General features: G+C 69.8%; 16 protein-coding genes. 10 read left to right on the top strand and 6 right to left on the bottom strand.

Translation table 11 applies throughout. The features are described from left to right. The first annotated feature begins 37 nt into the window (after window positions 1-37). Window positions 38-235, top strand: coding sequence for a hypothetical protein (locus AC1DW3_RS04180; RefSeq protein ID WP_477928864.1), 198 nt, complete (start codon window positions 38-40; stop codon window positions 233-235). On the opposite strand, the gene eutC is transcribed toward AC1DW3_RS04180, so the two are convergent. Then, window positions 232-1,020: an ethanolamine ammonia-lyase subunit EutC gene (gene eutC, locus AC1DW3_RS04175; RefSeq protein WP_477928862.1), complete on the bottom strand. Its 789-nt coding sequence runs from the start codon at window positions 1,018-1,020 to the stop codon at window positions 232-234. The two genes, AC1DW3_RS04180 and eutC, sit on opposite strands and share 4 nt — an antisense overlap. Window positions 1,021-1,093: 73 nt before the next feature. Next, window positions 1,094-2,476, bottom strand: coding sequence for an ethanolamine ammonia-lyase subunit EutB (locus tag AC1DW3_RS04170; RefSeq protein WP_477928860.1), 1,383 nt, complete (start codon window positions 2,474-2,476; stop codon window positions 1,094-1,096). Window positions 2,477-2,659: 183 nt separating this feature from the next. On the opposite strand from AC1DW3_RS04170, the gene AC1DW3_RS04165 reads away from it, so the two are divergent. Beyond that, window positions 2,660-3,343, top strand: a complete 684-nt coding sequence (locus AC1DW3_RS04165; RefSeq protein ID WP_477928858.1) for a hypothetical protein — start codon at window positions 2,660-2,662, stop codon at window positions 3,341-3,343. Between the two features lie 90 nt (window positions 3,344-3,433). Continuing rightward, entirely contained in the window at window positions 3,434-4,456 is a 1,023-nt protein-coding gene (locus tag AC1DW3_RS04160; RefSeq protein ID WP_477928856.1) for a hypothetical protein, read from the top strand. Here AC1DW3_RS04160 and AC1DW3_RS04155 read toward each other — a convergent pair whose 3' ends face one another. Further along, a complete protein-coding gene (locus tag AC1DW3_RS04155; RefSeq protein WP_477928854.1) occupies window positions 4,457-5,338 on the bottom strand; it encodes a LysR family transcriptional regulator in 882 nt (293 codons plus the stop codon). It abuts the gene before it with no gap. A 133-nt stretch (window positions 5,339-5,471) separates the two neighbouring features. On the opposite strand from AC1DW3_RS04155, the gene AC1DW3_RS04150 reads away from it, so the two are divergent. Continuing rightward, window positions 5,472-6,422: a DMT family transporter gene (locus AC1DW3_RS04150; protein ID WP_477928853.1), complete on the top strand. Its 951-nt coding sequence runs from the start codon at window positions 5,472-5,474 to the stop codon at window positions 6,420-6,422. Window positions 6,423-6,480: 58 nt separating this feature from the next. Then, window positions 6,481-7,356, top strand: coding sequence for an alpha/beta hydrolase family protein (locus AC1DW3_RS04145; RefSeq protein WP_477928851.1), 876 nt, complete (start codon window positions 6,481-6,483; stop codon window positions 7,354-7,356). Here AC1DW3_RS04145 and AC1DW3_RS04140 read toward each other — a convergent pair. Next, window positions 7,322-8,185: a GNAT family N-acetyltransferase gene (locus AC1DW3_RS04140; RefSeq protein ID WP_477928849.1), complete on the bottom strand. Its 864-nt coding sequence runs from the start codon at window positions 8,183-8,185 to the stop codon at window positions 7,322-7,324. The two genes, AC1DW3_RS04145 and AC1DW3_RS04140, sit on opposite strands and share 35 nt — an antisense overlap. Window positions 8,186-8,318: 133 nt before the next feature. Here AC1DW3_RS04140 and AC1DW3_RS04135 point away from each other — a divergent pair, with 133 nt between their 5' ends. Continuing rightward, complete coding sequence (locus AC1DW3_RS04135) at window positions 8,319-9,098, top strand: ThuA domain-containing protein (protein WP_477928847.1); 780 nt, start codon at window positions 8,319-8,321, stop codon at window positions 9,096-9,098. 102 nt (window positions 9,099-9,200) lie between these two features. Further along, window positions 9,201-9,464 (top strand): helix-turn-helix domain-containing protein, encoded by a 264-nt coding sequence (locus AC1DW3_RS04130; RefSeq protein ID WP_477928845.1) that lies wholly within the window; start codon window positions 9,201-9,203, stop codon window positions 9,462-9,464. Window positions 9,465-9,589: 125 nt separating this feature from the next. On the opposite strand, the gene AC1DW3_RS04125 is transcribed toward AC1DW3_RS04130, so the two are convergent. Continuing rightward, on the bottom strand, window positions 9,590-10,846 hold the full coding sequence (locus AC1DW3_RS04125) for a D-alanyl-D-alanine carboxypeptidase family protein (RefSeq protein ID WP_477928843.1): 1,257 nt from the start codon (window positions 10,844-10,846) through the stop codon (window positions 9,590-9,592). 373 nt (window positions 10,847-11,219) lie between these two features. On the opposite strand from AC1DW3_RS04125, the gene AC1DW3_RS04120 reads away from it, so the two are divergent. From AC1DW3_RS04120 to AC1DW3_RS04110, 3 genes are all read left to right on the top strand, one after another. Next, the gene (locus AC1DW3_RS04120) at window positions 11,220-12,176 is read left to right on the top strand and encodes an alpha/beta hydrolase (RefSeq protein ID WP_477928841.1); all 957 of its coding nucleotides are present in this window, start codon (window positions 11,220-11,222) and stop codon (window positions 12,174-12,176) included. A gap of 278 nt (window positions 12,177-12,454) precedes the next feature. Beyond that, window positions 12,455-13,006, top strand: coding sequence for a PEP-CTERM sorting domain-containing protein (locus AC1DW3_RS04115; RefSeq protein ID WP_477928839.1), 552 nt, complete (start codon window positions 12,455-12,457; stop codon window positions 13,004-13,006). Then, window positions 13,003-15,015, top strand: a complete 2,013-nt coding sequence (locus tag AC1DW3_RS04110; RefSeq protein WP_477928837.1) for a hypothetical protein — start codon at window positions 13,003-13,005, stop codon at window positions 15,013-15,015. The genes AC1DW3_RS04115 and AC1DW3_RS04110 overlap by 4 nt, the downstream gene beginning before the upstream one ends. On the opposite strand, the gene AC1DW3_RS04105 is transcribed toward AC1DW3_RS04110, so the two are convergent. Further along, window positions 14,984-15,691 carry a S1C family serine protease gene (locus AC1DW3_RS04105; protein ID WP_477929163.1) on the bottom strand — a complete coding sequence of 236 codons (708 nt, stop codon included), beginning with the start codon at window positions 15,689-15,691 and terminating at the stop codon, window positions 14,984-14,986. The two genes, AC1DW3_RS04110 and AC1DW3_RS04105, sit on opposite strands and share 32 nt — an antisense overlap. Between the last annotated feature and the right edge of the window lie 15 nt (window positions 15,692-15,706).

Here is a 15,706-nt window from a genome sequence, read left to right as displayed (position 1 = left end):
GCGCTGCCGCCCCTTTTCATTGACCCCGGAGGCCACCATGCCCGACCCGACCCGCTCGCCCCCCATCCCGCCCGAACCCGCCACCACCGCCCCGCAGTCCGGCGACGTCGAAAGGCCGACCGCCAAGCAGCGGCCCGCCCGCGACGTGAAGGACGGCGCCTTCGATGACTCGGTAGCCGGCGAGGAAGACCCCGGTGCCGGCATCGACACCATGACGCCGCGGCACGGCCGCTAGCCGCCCAGCAAGCGCATCAGCGGCGACGCGCCGTGCGATACGGCGCGTTCGTCCTGCTCGTCCTTCAAGCCCACGCCACTGAGTTGGCGTGTTCGTGCTTGTTGCAGCAGGCCGTGCAGCTTGGCCGCAGCTGCGTGCGGCGCCAGGCCTTCGGGGCGCACGTTTGAAATGCAGTTGCGCTCGGCATCCAGCAGCCCCGGGCGCGGCGCCCAGCTGAAATAGACGCCCAGGCTGTCCGGTGCCGACAGGCCCGGGCGCTCGCCGATCAGCACGACCACGCAACGCGCCTTCAGCAGCGCCCCCACCTCGTCGCCCAGCGCCACGCGCGCCTGCGTCGCCACCACGGGCGGCGCCCAGGTCCAACTGCCCTCCTGCAACAGCCGCTCGCGCAGCGCCGTGAACAGCGGCAAGGCCTGGCGCTGCAACGCCAGGGCCGAGAGGCCGTCGGCCAGCACGAAGGCCAGATCGCTTTCGGGCGCCTGCAATGCGGCCAGGGCCGTGGCGCTGGCGTCGGCCAGATGCCGGCCGAGGTCGGGCCGCTGCAGATAGACCGCCCGGTCCGCTGCCCGGCTTTGCACCTGCAGCGGCGCCTCGCCGAGCGCGCGCAGGCCGGCCAGCAGCGCCGGCGCATCCAGCGGCGCGTGCACCGCGTCGCGCGCCTCGGCGTGGGCCTGCTGGAAGGCGAGGTGGGCGGCGGTGGGCACACTGGCGCCGGCACGACCCAGGCCGATGCGTGCAGCCGTGTAGCGGCGCAGACTGGACCAGGGTTGCTCGGCGACGCTCACTGGTGCACCCTTCGGCCTGCGGCCTGTCCCGCCAAGCGGGAGCGAGCTTGCTTGGAGCGGCCCGGCGCTGAGCTCATGCCTGCTCCGGCAGCGCCGCCAGCATTGACGCGAATGGCGCCGGCAATCCGTCCGCCAGCCGCGGCACGTCACCCGCCTCGAAGATGCCCACCCGTTGCAGCCAGGCCTCGAACTCCGGCGCCGGCCGCAAGCCCAGCAGGCGGCGCATTGCCAGCGCGTCGTGGAAGCTGGTGCTCTGGTAGCCCAGCATGATGTCGTCCGAGCCCGGCACGCCCATGATGTAGTTGCAACCCGCCGCGCACAGCAGCGTCAGCAGGCTGTCGACGTCGTCCACATCGGCCTCGGCATGGTTGGTGAAGCAGACATCCACGCCCATCGGCAGGCCCAGCAATTTGCCGCAGCAGTGGTCCTCCAGCCCGGCGCGCAGGATCTGCTTGCCGTCGAACAAATACTCCGGCCCGATGAAGCCGACGACGCTGTTGACCAGCAGCGGCTCGAAGCGCCGCGCCACCGCGTAGGCGCGGCATTCCAGCGTCTGCTGGTCGCAGCCGTGGTGGGCGCCGCTGGACAGGGCGCTGCCCTGGCCGGTCTCGAAGTACATCACCTGCCGCCCACCGCGCTTCAATGCCAGCGCCGCTTGCTGCGCTTCCTCCAGCAGCGCCAGCGTGATGCCGAAGCCGCGGTTGGCGCCTTCCGTGCCGGCAATGGACTGGAACACCAGGTCCACCGGCGCACCGCGGCGGATGGCTTCCAGCGTCGTCGTCACATGCGTGAGCACGCAGCTCTGCGTCGGGATCTCGTGGCGGGCGATGACGGCGTCCAGCATCTGCACGAGGCGCATCACCTGAGGCAGGTTGTCGGTCGCCGGGTTGATGCCGATGACGGCGTCGCCCGCGCCCATCAGCAGGCCGTCCAACAGGCTGGCCGCGATGCCGGCCTCGTCGTCGGTCGGGTGGTTGGGCTGCAGCCGCGTGGCCAGCCGCCCGCGCAGGCCCAGCGTGCTGCGGAACTGCGTGACGACCTCGCAGCGCCGCGCGATCAGCATCAGATCCTGCACGCGGCAGAGCTTGCTGACGGCGGCAGCCATCTCGGGCGTCAGGCCGGCAGCAATCTGCGCCGGCTCGAGGCCTTCAGCCAGCAGCGCATCGCGCAGGCCGCCCACGGTCAGGTGGGCGATGGGTGCGAAGGCAGTGGCGTCATGCGTGTCGACGATCAGCCGTGTGACCTCGTCGCTTTCATAGGGCACGACGGCTTCGCTCAGAAAGGCCGTCAGCGGCAGGTCGGCCAGCGCCAGCTGCGCCGCGACCCGCTCGCGCGCGTTGGCGGCGGCCACGCCGGCCAGCTCGTCGCCCGAGCGCCGCGGGCTGGCCTTGGCGAGCAGGGTGCGCAGATCAGCGAACTGGAAGCGCTCGCCGGCGAGGGTATGCGAATGGCCCATGGCGCGAGTGTGCGCAAAAGCCGGGGCCGCTGCATGACCAAGCCGTGACGCGGTGTCGAGAAACTTGACGCCACGCCGCCGCGGCCCGCACCGCGCCGGTGCAAGTGGCTGTGGGCGTTGGCGTTTCCCGACCGGGCTCGCGACTTGCATGCCCGGCCCCGCACTCCAACAAGAGGTGGTTTCATGAAGGTATCCGCTCCCCTGGCCACCTGGCTGCGTCGTGGTCTTGCCGGCTGGCTGATGGCCTGTGTAGCCGCCGCAGCGAGCGCAGCGCCCGCCTGGGTCGAATCCAACGCACTGCAGAGCACGCTGGACAGCAACTGGACCTATGCCTCCGACGCCGTCGCCCGCACCGCCGCGGTCAGCTTCCACGACCAGGTCGCCACCAACACCGGCGCCAGCGCCGCCCACCTCGGCATGTACCTGGGCTGGGCCTGGAGCTACGAGTCCAGCGGCACCGCCACTTCCCTGCTTTGGAGCAACGCCGACCAGGCCTTCGTCGGCGGCGGCGTCAAGCTCAGCATCGGCGGCGCGACCGGCAGCCTGAAGCTCGGCGACGTCGGCAACGACAGCTGGATCGGCAACCCCTGGACGCCGGGCGGCACGGCCGCCGGCATCGCCACCCAGGCCGACTGGGTCGTGCCGCTGTTCGACTTCGGCCAGATCGGCGCTGGCTCCAGCGTGCTCTACGACATCACGCTGAACTTCAGCTTCGCCACCCAGGCCGCCTTCGACGACTGGAATCGCGGCGGCAGCTTCTACCTGGGCGGCCAGGGCGTGGCCTTGCTGCCCGAGCCGGCCAGCCTGGCGCTGGTGCTGCTGGCTTTGCTGGCGCTGGTGGCCAGCGTCAGGCCCCGCACCCGCTAAACGCCGCGGCGGGGTTCCGCAAGCCTGAGGATGCCCCGCGCGGCCATGCCGGCTAGCGTGGCGGACTTTCCTGCACAGCGCGAGGCGGCCATGGACGACGACAAGATTTCCCGGCGGGTCAAATGGGGCGTGATCGGCCTGCTGGCGGTCTGCGCGGTGCTGGCCCTCATGTTGACGTTTCCAAACAGGAGCAGCGACTCCGCCCTCTGGTTTGTCGGCCTGCTGGTGTTGACGGCCACCGCGCTGACGCTGACGGCCATCGTCTTCGGCGGCCTCAAGCTCAACGATCCCAGCGAGGCCTTTGGCCTGCCGTCGGGCTCGGTGCGCACGCTGCTGGCTGTCGGTGTGATGGTGCTGTTCGCCGTGTTCGGCCTCAAGTTCTTCGGCGACCCCGAGAACCAGGCCAGTCAATCCCGCCTGGGCGACAAGCCCTTCGAGCAGACCGAGGTGGCGGCGGCGAGGCTGGCTGACGAACTGGCGCGCTACAAGGAGGTGCCGTCCGTGTTGCCCGTCGTCGTGTCACCTGGCCGAGTGGCGTCGGGCAGCGACCCGGGCAGCAATGCCAAGCTCAATCTGTACGCGGTGAAGCCCGGCCGGCCGGCGGAGGCCGTGGATGCCCAGAAGCAACTGCTCACCGCCATCATCACCTTGCTCACCACGGTCGTCGGCTTCTACTTCGGCAGCAAGAGCGCCGGCGACGGCATGCGCGGGCGGGCCGATGGTGGCGCGCCGCCGCCCGACCCCGCCCTGCAGCGGCAGCAGGCGGCCCTGACGACCGAGCGTGACGGCCTGGAAGCTCACATCAAGAGCGATCGCGAGACCCTGGACGGGCTGCGCAACGCACAGGGTGACATCGAGCCCGCCAAGAGAGAGCTGCTCGACGCCGCGCAGAAGCAGTCGGACGGCCTGGACGCCTTGCGCGAACAATTGGCCCGCGCATTAACGGAAGCCCAGACCCGCATCGGCGCCATCACCGCGGCACCGGCCGGTGGCGAAGCCGCGGCGCGCGAAGCCGCCCAGAAGACCCTGGCGCGGGCCAACGATGAGCTCGACAAGCTGAAGCAGGCTGCCCAGCAGTTCGAAGCCGCCGTGGCTCAGTTGCGCGGAACCTGATCAGACCCAGGTCTGCGCCACCGCATCCCGCACCGCCGCCACGGCCGGTGCGGCCATGGCGGCCGGGCTGCTGATCCAGCAGAACCACGTCGGCGCGGCCCAGCCCGGCCAGATGCGGGCTTGGCCGGCGGACTCCATCAGCACGGCCTGGTCGCGCCTGACCATGCCGGCGCCCATGCCCGCGGCCACCATGCCGCGCACGGCCACCTCGGTGTCGGCCTGCAAGCCCACCTCCAGCACGGCACCGGCCTGGGTGAAGAGGCGCTCCTGGTGGATGCGCAGGCCGCAGTCGGGCGGCGTCGTCACCCAGGGCAGGGCGGCCAGGCCGGCCAGGTCGGGCGGCAGGCCGCCGCTCAGCAGCAGGCGCTGCGGCACCACGGGCACGATCTCGCAGGCCTGCAGCCGCCGCAGCTCCAGGCCCTCGATCTCGGCGTGCTCGTGCAGCACGCAGGCGCAGTCCAGCTCGCCCTTGCGCACGGCGGCAATCGCGCGCAGCGACACCAGCTGCTGCAGTTGCAGCTGCACCCCCGGGTGGTGCTCTGCCAGGTGCACGAACACCTCGCCCAGGCGCAGGGCCACCGCGTCGCTGACCGTGCCCATGCGCACCTGGCCACGCGCCTCGCCGCGGATCTGCGCGGCCGCGGCCTGCATGCCCTGGGCGGCCGAGAGTGTGCGCCGCGCCTCGGCCAGCAGGCGCTCGCCGGCGGGCGTCAGCGCCATGCCGCGCGCGCTGCGCTCGAACAGCTTCACGCCGAACTCGTCCTCCAGCGCCTTCAGCTGGGCGCTGACCGCCGGCGGGCTGGTGAACACGCGCTCGGCCGCCCGCGTCAGATTGCCCTCGGTGGCCACGGCGACAAAGGTCTTGAGCTGGTAGATCTCCATGGCCTGCATTCTGGGCACAGCTGCCGTGGGGCGCTTGCGGTTTTTCCGAACGGGGCGGTCGGCCGAAACGAATGGATGGTTTCGCGCGCGGCGCCCAGACTGATTCCCATCGAAATCCGTCTGGAGCAACTCCATGACTGCCAACTCCAACCCCCGCGCCATCGTCGCCCTGCTGCTCGCCACCTCGGCCTGGGGCAGCCTCTTCCTGATCGGCAAACCCGTCGTCGCCCAGCTCGACCCGGTCTGGTTCACGCTGGTGCGCTACGTCCTCGCCACCAGCGTGCTGGCCCTGCTGGTGCACTTTGCCGGCAGCCAGCCCTGGGCCAAGCTGCGCCGCCACGCGCTGCGCCACAGCCTCGTCGGCCTGGCCGGCTACGGCGTGTTCAGCATCATGGTCTTCCACGGGCTGCGCCTGTCGCTGCCGTCGCACGGCTCCGTCATCATGGCCACCATGCCCTTCACGACGCTGGGCCTGCGCTGGCTGCTGGACGGCCAACGCCCGCCGCTGCGCGCCGTGGCCGGCGCCGCCCTCGCACTGGCTGGTGTGGCCACCGTGGCCAACCTCATCGGCCAGGCTGGCGAAGTTAGCTCCCGCATGCTGCTGGGCGACGCCATCACGCTGGCCGGCACGCTGGGCTGGGTGTTCTACACGCGCTCCATGGCCAAGCTGCCCGACCACAGCCCGCTGGAGTACGCCGCCTTGACGGCGATCGGCGCCCTGCCCTGGCTGGCCGTGGCCGCAGTGCTGGCCACCCTCGTGGGCTGGGCTCCCGCCCCGTCACCCGAACTGGTGCTGGGCCTGGCGCCCAAGCTCATCTACATCGCCCTCATCCCCACCGTACTGGGCGTGCTGGCTTTCAACGCCGGCGTCAAGCAGCTCGGCGCGCCCATGGGCACGCTGTTCCTGAACATGGTGCCGGTGTCCGTCATCGCCGTGCGCGCCGTGATGGGCGAGGCGCCGCATGCCAACGAGATCGCCGGCGCCGCCCTGGTCGGCCTGGGCCTGGCGTTGACGGTGTGGACGCCCAAGGTCGCGCCGATGGTGGCTCCGCGCTCGCTCGGCACGGTGCCCTGCACGCGCTGAGGCTCACAGCCCTGTCATGCCCGCGGCCTAGGCTCGGCGGTTCAACCCGCCGACGCCCATGCTGCTCACCAACCTTCCACCCTGGGCCTGGGCCCTGCTCGCCGGTGCCGCGCTGGCCGCCGCCATCACCGCACTGCAGGGCAAATTGCTGTTCGGCCGCACCTGGGTCATCCGCCGCACCGACCCCGGCCCCGCCGCCGCGCGGCGCCGCGCCGAGGCCGTCTGGCTGGAGCGGCCCGGCGGCGTGCGCCTGCAGGGCTGGCTGACCTTGCCGCTCGATGCGCCGCCACCGCGCCGCCTGCTGCTGTGGTTTGGCGGGCGCAACGAGCACGTAGCCTGGACGCCCGACCTCGCCGGCTGGCTGCCCGACGACTGCGCGCTGCTGGCCTTCAACTACCGCAGCCTCGGCGAGAGCGGCGGCTGGCCCAGCGAGGCCGCCTGCGTGGCCGATGCCGAAGCCGCCGCGGCCTGGGGGCTGGCCCGGCTGGATCTGCCGCCCGGCGCCCTGCACCTGGCCGGCCGCAGCCTGGGCACCGGCGTGGCCATGCAGCTCGCCGCTCGCTTGGCTGCGGCGGGCCGGCCGGTGGCCAGCGTCGCGCTGATCAGCCCGCTCAAGAGCCTGCGCGCGGTGCTGCGGCGCAACCTGTTGATCGCACCGCTGACGCCGTGGCTGCGCTCACCGCTGGACAGCGTCGCCGCCGCGCAGGCGGTGAAGGGCGGCGACGTGCTGGTGCTGCTGGCCGAGCGCGACCGCCAGGTGCCACTCGCGCATTCGCACACCCTCGTGCGCGCCCTGCAGCGCGCCGGCGCGGCCGTGACCGTGCACCAGTTCGCCGGCACCAACCACCGGAGCCTGGCGCGCACGCCGGCGGCGATGCAGCGCCTGGGTGGCTGGCTGCTTACGGAAGAGCCGGCGCCAGATCCAGCCGCATGATGGCTTGGTGCAGCGCCTCCACGGCAAAGCCGCAGCGCAGCAGCGCCTCGCCGCCCAGGTCGCCGCGCTGCAGGGCCGGCACGCTGACCTTGGCGCCGGGGTAGGCCGCCAGCAGCGCCTGCATCAGGGTCTCGGCGTCCTGCTGGGCAGGGTTGAGGGCGATGAGCGAGCGCACGATGACGCCGGTCTCGACGTCGCCCGTGAACACCAGCTGCGCGCTGCCGCGCCGCCACGCCGTCCAGGGCACCGTCAGCACGCCCACGACATCGGCGCACACCTGCAGCGGCAGGTCGACTATGGTTCCCTCCGCCTCGCGCAGCCAAGCCAGCGCCTCGGCGGGGGTGCAGGCCAGTTCGGCCAACGGCGGGCGGGCCTCGCCGGCTTCGGCCATGCGCTGGTAGCCCTGCAAGGCATGCCGCTCCACGAAGCCATGGCGGCGGTACAGGCGGGCGGCGCGCTCGTTCTGCACGAACACCTCCAGCTCCACCGCCTTCAAGCCGGCCTCGCGGCCCCGATTCACAAAGTCCTCCAGCAACTGCACCGCCGCGCCGCTGCCTCGCGCCTCCGGCACCGCGCCCATGGTGCCCAGCCGCCACCGCTGGAGCGCCGGCCGCGGCGCCACCAGCGCGAAGGCGAGCACGCTGCCGTCGGCACTGACCGCCGCGCGCCCCAGGCCCAGGTCCACGCCCTGGCGCAGCACAAAGCCCGGCCATTGGTCCAAGGCCAGGTTGAAGGGGCCGATCAGGTAGTCGGCAAAGGCCCGCACGAAGGCCGCGTGCAGGGCCTCGGGGGCGAGCTGGTCGGTGGGGACGAGGGAGAAGGCGGTCATGGGAGCATCGAGCGGGAACGGCCTGGGCATTCTGGCCATGCCTTGCCTTCGGCCTCAAAGTCATGCAGACCTTGCTCAATAGCTTGAGCGCCGCCCGTAGCTCCCCGGTGGAAGAATCGGCCGCAACATGATCATGAAGAAGACGCTGCAGACCCTCGCCGTGGCCGCCACCGTTGCCACGGCCTCGGTACCCGCCCAGGCCGGCGACGGCCAGTTCTCGCTGCTGGTGCTGGCCATGCCCACCAAGTACCACTACGAGTACATCCCCATCGCGCGGGACAGCTTCGAGAAGCTCGCCAAGCTGCACACCTTCGAGCTGACCTGGACGGCCCAGCCCGGCGCCTTCGAGGGCGACCTGAGCAAGTACGCGGCGGTCGTGCTGCTGAACAGCTCGGGCGAGGAATTCAACGAGGCCCAGCGCGCCGGCCTGGAGCGCTACATGAAGGCCGGCGGCAACGCGGTTGTCGTGCATCGCGCCATCATCAGCAAGCCGGGCCTGTGGCCCTGGTACGAGAAGCTGGTGGGCCGTTCATTCGTCATCCACCCCATGCTGCAGACGGCCGTCGTCACCAAGGCCGACGCCACCCACCCCGCCACCTTCGGCCTGCCGGACCGCTGGATCTGGAGCGACGAGTGGTACGAGTTCAGCAACCCGCATGGCGTGAAAGTGAACCCCGTGCTGGCCGTGGACGAGCGCACCTACGACCCCACCAGGATCTGGCCCGGCCAGGTCGCCAAAGGCATGGGCGCCGACCATCCGGTGAGCTGGTGGCACTCCTACGAGAAGGGCCGCGTGTTCGTCACGGCGCTGGGGCACAACGTCGAGGTGTACAAGGATCCGCGGTACCTGGATCACCTGTGGGGTGGGGTGTGGTGGGCGGCGACGGGTTTGGGCGTCTCACCCAAACCCTGAAAGTCGACCCAGCCGATATTTACGCTTTATCGGCCAAGTCGATATTTGGCTTACATCGACCAAATCGATACGACGCAAAACCGGCCAGATCGAGATCGCCCCATGACGCACCGCCTTATCTACTCGCTCGAGCAACTTGCCGTGCTGCTTAAGACCACCCGCAAGGCGCGTCGGCTCACCCAGGGCGAATTGGCCGCGCGGATAGGCCTGAGCGCCAACCGCTTCTCTGAATTGGAATCGGACCTGGGCGCGCTGAGTGTGCAGCGCATGTTCGAGCTGACCCAGGCACTGGGTTTGGAAATCTTCATAGCCAATGCCGACAGTGCCGCCAGTCCTCCCGCAGACGCCACGCCGGCGCAGTGGTGACATGGCTGGCGCCTCTCCTCGCATGCCAAGGCGCTTACCTTCTGGGCGGCATGGTGCGCCGCTCGCTCACAGCGCCGGGGCACAATTTCGAGATGTACCGCGAGGCGCGGTACCTGGGCTACGCGTTACTTCGAGAACCAGCCGACGATGCGCTGCTTGATGCGCAGGAAGAAGCCGGCGCGCTCCACGTCGGCCAGCGCGACGACCGGCACCTCGCCGAGCGCCTTGCCGTTGGCCACCGCGACCAGCTTGCCGATCACGGCGCCCTTGGCGATGGGTGCCTCGAGGCCCGGGTTCAGCGTCACCTCGGTCTTCACTGCGGCGGCCTGGCCCTTGGGCACCACCAGCGTCCACTGCTTGGCCATGCCCGCCGCCACCTCGGGCGCCACGCCGTACACCACCTTGGCGTTGGCCAGCGCCACGCCCGGCTGCGCCGGCGTCGCCTCCTCGAAGTTGGCGTAACCCCAGTTGAACAACACCCGGGTCTGGTCGGCGCGGGCCTGCTTGCTGTTCGCGTTCATGATGACGGAGATCAGGCGCATGCCATTGCGCTTGGACGAGGCGGTCAGGCAATAGCCGGCGTCGTCCGTGTGCCCCGTCTTGAGCCCGTCGACGGTCGAGTCGGTGTAAAGCAGCGCGTTGCGGTTGCCCTGCTTGATCTTGTTGTACGTGAACTCGCGCTCGGCATAGATCGGGTAGTACTCGGCGCTGTTGCGGATGATGGCCGCGGCCAGCACGGCCAGGTCCTTCGCCGAGGCCTTGTTGTTGGGGTCCGGCAGGCCGGCCGCGTTCGCGAAGTGCGTCTTCGTCATGCCGAGCTTGGCGGCTTCGGCATTCATCAGCGTGACGAAGCCGGCCTCCGAGCCGCCGACGTGTTCGGCCAGCGCTTTGGAGGCGTCGTTGCCGCTGGCGATGACCACGCCGCGCAGCATGTCCATCAAGGAGGCCTTCTCGTTGAGCGGCACGAACATGCAGCTGTCGCCGTCCTTGCCGCCGCGGCACCAGGCGCTTTCGCTCATGGTGACCATCTCGTTGGGCYTGAACTTGCCGCTCTTCAGGCCCTGCTCCACCAGGTAGCTGGTCATCATCTTGGTCAGCGACGCGGGCGGCAGCGGTTCGTCCGGGTTGGACGACGCCAGCAGCTGGCCCGTGTTGAAGTCCATCAGCACCCACGCCTTGTTCTCGAGCACCGGCACCGACTGCCCGCTGGCGTCGGTCGTCATCGCCTGCTCGGCGGGGGCGGCCTTGGCCTTGCGGGCTGCAGCCGCGTGGGGCTTGGACTTGGCATGCGCCGCGCCGCTGGCGGCCCCGGCCATGCCGATCAGGATCGCGCTGGCAAGAAGGGAAGGGAGCAGAGGGGAAATGCGCAGGGTGCGGGGCATGGAAAGATGCTTGCTGAAGAAGCCGGTAGATGGCTCAGAGACGGGCGCTCAGAGACGGGCAGTTTGTGTGCTGGCGCGATGCGCACCCAGGGTTTGCCATCCGCTGGACGGGCCAGGGACGGCGGAACCGCGCCCGGGATGCCCTGGTCACGAGATCGCGCCAGGCGATTCGGGGCCCAATTGTGGCCGCTTGACCGTGCACCCGCCGGGCCGGCGACGGCGATCTCACGAATCTCTACAACTGCACCCGGCCTGCGGGGCCACTTCCGGTGGGTGACCGCGCCGCCGCAATCACTCACCGCCGTGAGCGCCCTCCACGGGCAAACTGCACCGCAACGCCTCTGAAGGGCCCGAGCACCGGCCCGCCGAACGCATGCAGCGCCGCCCACTGATCCTGTCGCCCTGGTTGACCCTGCTGCCGCCGCTCAGCCGGGCCGTGCCCACGCCGACCGTGCTGCCGCTCTGGCCCGAAGGCGTGCCCGCCGCCGTGCGGGCGGATGCGCCAGCAGCGCGCGGCGACCTCGGCCCCGAGAGTGTGGACGCGAACGGCGCCATCGCCAACGTGTCGGTGCCCACGCTCACCGTCGTGCCGCCCGCCGTGGACAGACCCAACGGCACGGCCGTCATCCTGTGCCCGGGCGGCGGCTACCGCTACCTGTCGTGGCAGCGCGAGGGCCTGCAGTACGCCGCCTGGCTGAGCACGCTGGGCATCACCACCTTCATCCTGAAGAGCCGGCTGCAGGAGTGGGGCCACCCCGCGCCGCTGCAGGACGTGCTGCGCGCGCTGCGCCTGGTGCGCTCGCGCGCGGCCGAGTTCGGCGTCGACCCCCAGCGCATCGGCGTGATGGGCAGCTCCGCCGGCGGCCATCTGGCGGCCAGCGCCAGCACGCTGTTCGACCATGCCGACGGCCGCACTGGCGCCGCGCTGGACAACAGCGTCAGCGCCCGGCCCGACTTCGCCGTGCTCGTCTACCCCGTCATCACGATGACCGACCCCGCCGCCCACGCCGGCTCGCGCCGCGCGCTGCTCGGTGCCAACCCCGCGCCCGCGCTGCTGGTACTCGCCTCCCTGGAGCAGCAGGTCACGGCCGCCACCCCGCCCACGGTGCTGCTGCACACGCAGGGCGACAAGTCCGTGCCAGTGCAGAACAGCATCCTGTACTACCAGGCCCTCACCCGCGCCGGCGTGCCGGCTGAGCTGTACCTGTTCGAGCAGGGCGGGCATGGGATCGGCATGCGGGACGGGCTGGGCACGGCGTCGGCTTGGCCGAGGCGGGTGGAGGAATGGCTGCGGCAGCGGGGCCTGCTGGACAAGGGGCAAGCGCGATGAAGCGCCGTGAACTGCTGGCCCTGGCCGTTGATCTGTTGACGCCCGCGACTGACTGACCCGTCTGGTTCTGCAGGCCACTCTCAACGAATCCTGGAGGAGAAAGCAAGGCCTGACCCCAGGTCGGCGGCCGCGACACCCCTAGCTTGACGGCATGGACCGCGCATGTCCTTGGTTTCGGTCACACGACCGCAAGGATGGGTCATGCACACTCGGTTCGGTGGCTGGCGCCCGTGCCCGCCGCGCGTGAGAAACGCTGTCTGTTGCTGTCTGGAGGATTGATGAACAAGCCGTTCCCGAGCGCAGCCCTGAGTCTTGTCGTGGCCGCAGCACTCAGTGCGCCGGGCGCCAATGCTGCCAGCATTGAGTACAACTTGGTGTCTCTGGGCGGCGATGCCTGGCGCTATTCGTATGTGGTGGACAACTCGACGGCACCGGTCGATTTCGATGAGTTCACCATCTATTTCGATCTCCCCGTCACTGCCACCATCACGTCGTTCACCGCGCCTGCCGGCTGGGACACCTTGACGATTCAGCCGGACTCGAGCGTCCCCGCCAGCGGCTTCGCGGACGCAGTCCATGCTGGCGGACACATTCCCGCAGGCACCGTGCTGACGGGTTTCTCCGTGGACTTCACCGTGGCCCCAGGGGCCCAGCCGGGTTCTCAGAGCTTCGATCTGGTGGCATCCAACCCGTTCCAGGTCGTGTACTCCGGTACCACCACGCTGGCTCCGGTGCCGGAGCCCGACAGCGCTGCGCTGATGGTGTCAGGTGTTGCCGCCCTGGCCTTCCTGCTGCGTCGCCGCACAAACATTCGGGGAGCCCAACGATGAAAGCCACCATTCGATCGCTCGCGGCGACGCTCGGGCTGCTGGTCGCGGCACTGCTGCTGCCGGCGTGGGCTCATGCCGCTGCCACCGTCACCAACATCAGCCTGGTGAGTTCGACGCGCGTCGGGCGCACGACTTTCGACTACACCTACACCATCGCCGTCCAGAACGGCACGCCGGCGCTGAACCAGGCGCAGGCCACGGTCACCAGCAGTTCGGCGGCCACGCAGGTCATCAAGGGCGCGGTCAGCCTGGGCACGCTGGCCGCCGGCGCCACGACGGCAAGCACCGACACCTTCACGATCCGCCAGGACCGCACGGTGCCATTCAATCCGGCCGCCTTGACCTGGACCGTCACGGGAACGCCCGTGGGCGGCCCGCCGTCGATGAGCGTGACGCTTTCCGACGCCTTCGTGGCACCGAACGGCAGCATCACCGTCGTGCCGGTCGTCAAGGACGGCAACGGCGTCGTGCAAAGCAATGCCGGCCTGCAGTTCAACGTGTCGGTCAGCGCAGCCGGGCCGGTGACCGGGAACGCACCGGTCATCAACGGCTTGACCGTGTCTTTCCCCAAGCTCGTCAAACGGCTCATCAGCCCGAATCCGACGATCGACCCGAATGGCCTCTACGCCGACACCGACCCTACGGACCCGAACTATGGCAAGGAGACCGGCGGGCGCTATCACGTGAACGTGTCCCTCGTGGGCTCGTCGCTGACGGCCTCGGAGGACGTGACGGTGCTGCCCGCAGGCACGGCCAACGTCAGCTACACGGCGGGCCAATACGCCGGCCAGATGGGCAACGCGATGGCGCTGGCGTTGCAGGCCAGCCAGAGCGGGGACCCCAACCAGATGAGCCAGGCCAAGGCCGCCTTCACCGCGGTCAACGGAAACAGCGATTTCAGCTTCACCGTGCTCAACGCGACCAACGCGTCTGCGCCGCCGGACGGCTACCTGGTGACGCCCAGCATCCTGCAGGCGCGTGGCTTCACGCCCGGCAACCAGGATGCGCAGTACGCTGCTGCCCTGGCCGACCTGGTCACCAAGATCCGCCTGGTGAAGGCCCAGATCGCGGCGATCAATGTGGCCTCGCCTGATCCGAACGCCATCACCGCGTTGCAAAACGGTGCGGCCGCGTACAAGCAGTCGCTGCAGGCCCTGCATGCGCTCCAGACCAGCACGCTGGGTGCATCGCAGCAGCAAGGCGCCATCAACCAGCAGTTGGCGACGGAAATTCCCCAGCTGATGGATGCGATCAAGGTGATGGGCGGCAGCATGCTGGGCATCCCTGTCGTGGCGCCGGCGCCGGCGGCGGCGCGCGCCAAGACGGCGGCCATTGCGTCCAGCGAATGGTTCGCGTCGCTGGCTTCCGGGCAGAGCGCCTCGGTGACCACCATGTACGCTGGTGTCGAGCCCGTCCAGTTCTCGTTCTTCTCGACGATGTTCGGCATCCTGACTGACCTGTCGGGCACGGCGCGCGGCAACATCATCGAGCTGGTAATCACGCTGACCAACAGCCTCGTCAACATTGCCGCGGCCAACGTTATCAACCAGAACAACCCGGGCGGCATGTCGCTGGACTACTGCCTGGCCAGCTCGTCGCTCGCCTTCGCCTGCCCCAACTACATGCCCACCCGCATCGGCGGCTCAGGCTTCGGGCGTGACGCGAGCGTGATGAAGGTGGCACTCGTCGGCTGCATCGGCGGCGACTTGATCCGCAACCTGATGACCCTGCGGAACCCGACCAACCTCGCGGCCGGTATCCGTCTGATCAACAAGGTGATCTCGATCAGCAATTCCCTGCAGCAGCAGGGCGGGGTGGGCGCCGTGGTCGTGCCGGACTACATCGCCGATGACGAAATAGGCCTCGCCAACGACATGCTGTATTTCTCGAAGGGCTGGCCGCGCGTCAACCAGGGCCGGCTGCCCTGCGTCGGCATCGTGATCGTGATGAACACGCAGACCGGCGGTCTGGTGGCCGTCAACCTAGACTTCCTGGGCCAGTGCGGCTGAGCGCGGCCTGCCGTGCCAGCAGGCGCCTGAGAGCGTCGACCGGCACGGCAAAGCCCAGGCCATACCCGCCCGACAAGGTGGCAACGGCCACCCCGACGACACGGCCCTGCAGGTCGACGACCGGGCCACCTGAATTGCCGGGATTGATGGCAGCGTTGAGTTCCAGCTGATTCGCCAGCGATGGGGGCTGGAGCACCGCCCCCGGCAGCGCACTGACCATGCCCGTGGTGGCAGTGGGCAGGGTGCCGAACGGGCACCCCAGCACGACGATGGTCTGGCCAGCCGCAACGCTGTCGGCTTCAGAGAGCTTGAGGCCGACAAGGGGCACAGCCTCGTCGAGTTCCAGCAGGGCCAGGTCCGTCGCTTCGTCGATGATGGACAAGCGCACCTGCCAGCTGACGGCCTTCCAAGTGATCGTCGGCCGGGTTCCGAGCTGGCGCGCCACGTGCGCAGCCGTCACGACCCACGGCGTGCCGGCCACCCTGAAGCCCGAGCCGATCACTTCGCGGCCGTTGCCCACCCCCACAACGGCCGGCGACGCCTCCTGTATCAATGCCACCATCGCATCACTGGCGGCCTGGGCCGGCGGTCTGAGCGCGCAGCCGGTCGTCACGCCGATGGCGACTGCCGCCAGCAGGATGTTTGCGGTGCGGACGCGCAGGCCATTCACAAGCATGCTCACGGTTGGACT

The sequence above is a fragment of the Roseateles sp. P2_H4 genome (genome assembly GCF_056403315.1).
This window is presented reverse-complemented; position numbering and strand designations above follow the sequence as displayed.

Excerpts from the sequence above, each read along its gene's own strand:
- AC1DW3_RS04180 (WP_477928864.1), top strand. The coding sequence starts at position 38 with ATGCCCGACCCGACCCGCTCGCCCCCCATCCCGCCCGAACCCGCCACC.
- AC1DW3_RS04170 (WP_477928860.1), bottom strand. The coding sequence starts at position 2,476 with ATGGGCCATTCGCATACCCTCGCCGGCGAGCGCTTCCAGTTCGCTGAT.
- AC1DW3_RS04165 (WP_477928858.1), top strand. The coding sequence starts at position 2,660 with ATGAAGGTATCCGCTCCCCTGGCCACCTGGCTGCGTCGTGGTCTTGCC.
- AC1DW3_RS04160 (WP_477928856.1), top strand. The coding sequence starts at position 3,434 with ATGGACGACGACAAGATTTCCCGGCGGGTCAAATGGGGCGTGATCGGC.
- AC1DW3_RS04155 (WP_477928854.1), bottom strand. The coding sequence starts at position 5,338 with ATGGAGATCTACCAGCTCAAGACCTTTGTCGCCGTGGCCACCGAGGGC.
- AC1DW3_RS04150 (WP_477928853.1), top strand. The coding sequence starts at position 5,472 with ATGACTGCCAACTCCAACCCCCGCGCCATCGTCGCCCTGCTGCTCGCC.
- AC1DW3_RS04145 (WP_477928851.1), top strand. The coding sequence starts at position 6,481 with ATGCTGCTCACCAACCTTCCACCCTGGGCCTGGGCCCTGCTCGCCGGT.
- AC1DW3_RS04140 (WP_477928849.1), bottom strand. The coding sequence starts at position 8,185 with ATGACCGCCTTCTCCCTCGTCCCCACCGACCAGCTCGCCCCCGAGGCC.
- AC1DW3_RS04135 (WP_477928847.1), top strand. The coding sequence starts at position 8,319 with ATGAAGAAGACGCTGCAGACCCTCGCCGTGGCCGCCACCGTTGCCACG.
- AC1DW3_RS04130 (WP_477928845.1), top strand. The coding sequence starts at position 9,201 with ATGACGCACCGCCTTATCTACTCGCTCGAGCAACTTGCCGTGCTGCTT.
- AC1DW3_RS04120 (WP_477928841.1), top strand. The coding sequence starts at position 11,220 with ATGCAGCGCCGCCCACTGATCCTGTCGCCCTGGTTGACCCTGCTGCCG.
- AC1DW3_RS04115 (WP_477928839.1), top strand. The coding sequence starts at position 12,455 with ATGAACAAGCCGTTCCCGAGCGCAGCCCTGAGTCTTGTCGTGGCCGCA.
- AC1DW3_RS04110 (WP_477928837.1), top strand. The coding sequence starts at position 13,003 with ATGAAAGCCACCATTCGATCGCTCGCGGCGACGCTCGGGCTGCTGGTC.
- AC1DW3_RS04105 (WP_477929163.1), bottom strand. The coding sequence starts at position 15,691 with ATGCTTGTGAATGGCCTGCGCGTCCGCACCGCAAACATCCTGCTGGCG.